At 33.6% G+C, this 3,868-nt stretch carries 3 protein-coding genes; all 3 read right to left on the minus strand.

Features of this window, described 5'->3' with window-relative positions:
* Positions 1-342: hypothetical protein (locus ACKPEB_RS20030; protein ID WP_408966753.1), on the minus strand; the 342-nt coding region annotated here is incomplete at its 3' end.
* Between the two features lie 46 nt (positions 343-388).
* Positions 389-1,663: a TRAFAC clade GTPase domain-containing protein gene (locus ACKPEB_RS20035; protein WP_408966754.1), complete on the minus strand. Its 1,275-nt coding sequence runs from the start codon at positions 1,661-1,663 to the stop codon at positions 389-391.
* An 18-nt stretch (positions 1,664-1,681) separates the two neighbouring features.
* Positions 1,682-3,868, minus strand: a 2,187-nt coding sequence (locus ACKPEB_RS20040) for a hypothetical protein (RefSeq protein ID WP_408966755.1), incomplete at its 5' end; no start/stop codon positions are given.

The raw sequence follows: 3,868 nt of genomic DNA on the forward strand, positions 1-3,868 counted from the left end.
ATAGGCAATTTTTCTGATCTCTTGTTCATCATCAGTGATAAAAACAATAGAATTTAAAACTTTTCTACCCATGCGTTCCGAACGTTTAGGTGATTCTATTCCTGTCACTTCTAATAATAGTTTGTTGTCCTGTCCATCTCTAAAAATTAATAGAGAAGGTTTAACAACATCTAGTAAATCATCAACAATTAGAGGGTGTTCATGGTTTTCATTGTTTAAAATTTTTTGTTTAAGTAAACTGGGAACTTCTGAAGGTTGATTCTCTTTACTCTCAATATGACGCCAGTGAATCCCCGTTTTCCCTAATGCTGAAGTTTTGACATAAATTGAAATATTTTCCATAATTTTCTCCTTCCGTAAAAATAACCAATTAAGTGATTGATAAAAATCATAGAATAGGTTGAGGGATCTCTAACCATTTATGACCTTGAAGAATAGCAAATCCATGATTGTTTTTGCATTCAATCGCAAATCTAAATAAAGCATCATTAAAAGCCTTAATTTGCTCTTGGGTAGCTTGAATTTGATAAAAACTATTATTAAATTGTGAAGTTGTTTCATTCACCTCCTTTTGTGTTCCTCGATATTTGTCTTTTGCTTGATGATATGGAGTTTCCCGATCATCAAACAGATTAGCAATTTCTCTAAAGAGCCACCAAGTTTTAATCCTATCCTCTACTAATTTCTCGTTACGCTCGAATTCTGATTTTGCCTGTTCTAACTCTTCCTTCTTGGCAAAAAGCTGCTTTTCTAACTGCTTTAATTTTTCTTGCTCATCTTCTAAAAATTTTCTTTTTTTATCTAAATAAACATTAATTAAAAACAGGAGAATATAACGCAAAACTTGATCCCCATTTTGAGGACTATAGGGTGCATTATTAATAGGAGTTTTATAATAATAAAATTTTGTATTATTATTTTCATCAGTTTTATGATAAGCAAAGGTAACATTGCCAATAGTTTCTACTGGAGTAACAACAACAGAAACTTTATCAATGAGGCTCTCTGATTTGAGAAAATCCAGTAATTCAGCATATCCGAGTTTAATATGATGAAGTAAATTATTGGCTTCCCGATCCGTTTTCATATAAGTTTCACATTTGACAGGAGCTAAAATCACTAATCGGGGAGATAAAACATTAGCATAGGCGTCTTTTAATAATTGGGTAATGCGTTTAGAATCATTTTTATCCTCATGCCAAAATCCCATTTCACCGTAACTCACTTTTCCTGTTTTCTTTTGCATTAAAGCTGTTGCATCAACAGGAATGACGACCGCATCACACTGATTAAGCTGATATTTTACATATTCTTTTTGTTCCGGTGTGGCATTAGGCTTGAAATATTCACCCGAAGGATCGGTAAACCTTAGCTTCATAAATTTCTTCCCCCTACTACCAATCTCAAAAATAAAACCCTGCTCACGCCAAGGATTAAGTCGGGGTTCAGTAGGAATAACTGTTTGCGTTAAACGAGCATCAAGGTTTTTGAGAGTAGCTTGGCATTCTTCTATCGCTCGTAAAGTTTTAGTATCATCCCATGTTTGTAAATTAGCTTGCTCAAAGGTTTTATGAAATTCTTCATACATAGCAGCTAAAATGCTAGTTTTACCTGTTCCTACAGAACCTACCATGATAATATTTAATTCTTCAGCGTTATACATAATTAATTTCCTCCTAACTTACAGTTCAATAAAACGTAATTGTTGATTTTGATTCGATGTTTCAACTTGGTTAATTAGGTTTCTCCATTCTGTTTTTAACAAGCGATCCTGTTCGTTTTTGCCAAATTCATGAGACCAAATTTGTCCTCGACATTTTCTTAAAAAGTTTTTCCATTCTTTTTTAGAATCTTTTTGACGGATGACATTATCAACAAACTCTTCCACCATAGCATAAGCCGCTTCACTGGGTTCTGAAAGTAATTCTTCTAAGGCAGGTTTAATAGTATGAATGGCTTTATCATAATCAATTTCAAGAGCCGTAAAAATTTCTTCAGCCGTTGTATCTTTAGAAATTAATAAAGTTTGGTCTGTCGTCTCTATCATACTGTGATATTCTCCTGTCATTGCACTAATATTAGTTAATCCATCTAAATATTGACGAACACGCGGCAGAATTAAACCTCGATAAGATAGTTTAAATTCAGCAATAATTTTAAAACCTAGTTTAATCTGCTTATAGCTTTCAGGAATTAATTGAGCGATCGCTTCAAAAAACTCCGTTCCTTTAGCCTCGCTTAATGACTTTAAACCTCCATATTCCTTAAGAACATAAGCCGCTTCTTCCTTGGCTGATTCAATTGTTTTCTCTAAACTTTTATCTAAAGAAAAAAAACGACTAGAAATTAAAACTCTTAATTCATCTTGATAATTAGGGTAAGTTCTGAAAGGACTCTCAATTTTAATTTTTTCATTAATTTTTGCTATGGCATTTTCATCCGATAAAATCCCTCTATTCTGTTCACATTCTTCAATGGCATCGATCATCCCTTGATATAAATTTTCATTAGGAACCTGACGTTGATGCCAAAGAGATGTTCTCAAATTTTGTAAACCTAATGTTACCTTTGACCACCAGTTATCATCATTATATTCAAATAAATCACCCAACAATTCTTCAGCATCCTGATAATCATCTTCGGAGTCTTTAGAAAAAATAGCCCTTGCTTTATGGCAGAAAGACTCAACGGATTTTTGAATTTCTACTATCCTTTTCTGACAAGCAGAAGCATATTTTTCATCCAGTGCCGAGATATTATTGATTAAATACTCTAGCATGGCATCTAAGGCTTGATGAGATTCTACTGGATCTGCACAATTAACACTTAAACATCTTTGAACGTTAATATGTTTTTCTTGAATTGTTTTCAATAAATCTTGACAATTTTTCGAGTTATTACCATTATTAGAATCAGACGATGTTTGATTTAAAATCATAAACGACCATAACTGAATCGGTAAATCTTGTAAAGCCGAGGAAGCACTATCATAAAGTTTGACATCAACATCCGCCCAATAATCACCCGAAGATTTCGGCATTCTAATAAAAAAAATAAAATCGATATCTTTTCCCAAGGTTGTAATTAATCTTTCTTCATCCCCTAAACCTGTATCTCCTAAACCCGGCATATCAACCAAGGCAATTTTACCCACTTCTGCATTAGGAAAAGTACAGGTAATCTTCACTTCTTTAACAGCTAAGTAGTTAAATAAAATTCGCTGACCATCAACAGTATCTTGAGCCACATATTCTCGAATTTGAGATTTTTTGATCAAACGGGGTGAACTTTCTTTTAATAAATGAGCATATTGATGAAAATGGGTATGATATCGTTTGAGATGCTCATACATTGCTCCAGGTTGAGCATAATCTGATAAGGTTTTAGGCAGTACAGGTAAAGGTTGATTGGCAAAATCTGCCAGAAATTGGGGTTGTTCTCCTAAATGCAGTTTTTTATAATAAGGAGCAATGATTTCTTCTAAAAATGATCGTTCGGTATGAAACCAAACTTCAGCATAGGTATCCACATTAGGATTATGATGAATGGTACTCCGTACTCCGGTACAATGTTGACGATTTCCATCAGGAATTTCTGTGGTGCTGAGTCCTGTTAAACTTTGCAAAAAGCGACTTTTTCCCTGCTTTGCTCGTCCGGCAACACCAATATTTAAGGTACTACGGGAAAAGCGATTTTTTAACTTTGTTAATACTTCAATTTCAGAAATAATATTTAACTGAATTTCTGAACTATCAATTTCTTTAATTTGTCCAATAATCTGAGGATCATCTACTTTACCAATGACTTGACGTTGATAACTTTCGACTTGGGACAGCACCTTTAACAACGTTTGTAAGTTCTCAGTGAC

This window comes from Planktothrix sp., assembly GCF_046067725.1.
GTDB lineage: Bacteria > Cyanobacteriota > Cyanobacteriia > Cyanobacteriales > Microcoleaceae > Planktothrix.

Bases quoted from the DNA above. Each gene is read 5' to 3' on its own strand.
- ACKPEB_RS20035 (WP_408966754.1), bottom strand. From the start codon at position 1,663: ATGTATAACGCTGAAGAATTAAATATTATCATGGTAGGTTCTGTAGGA.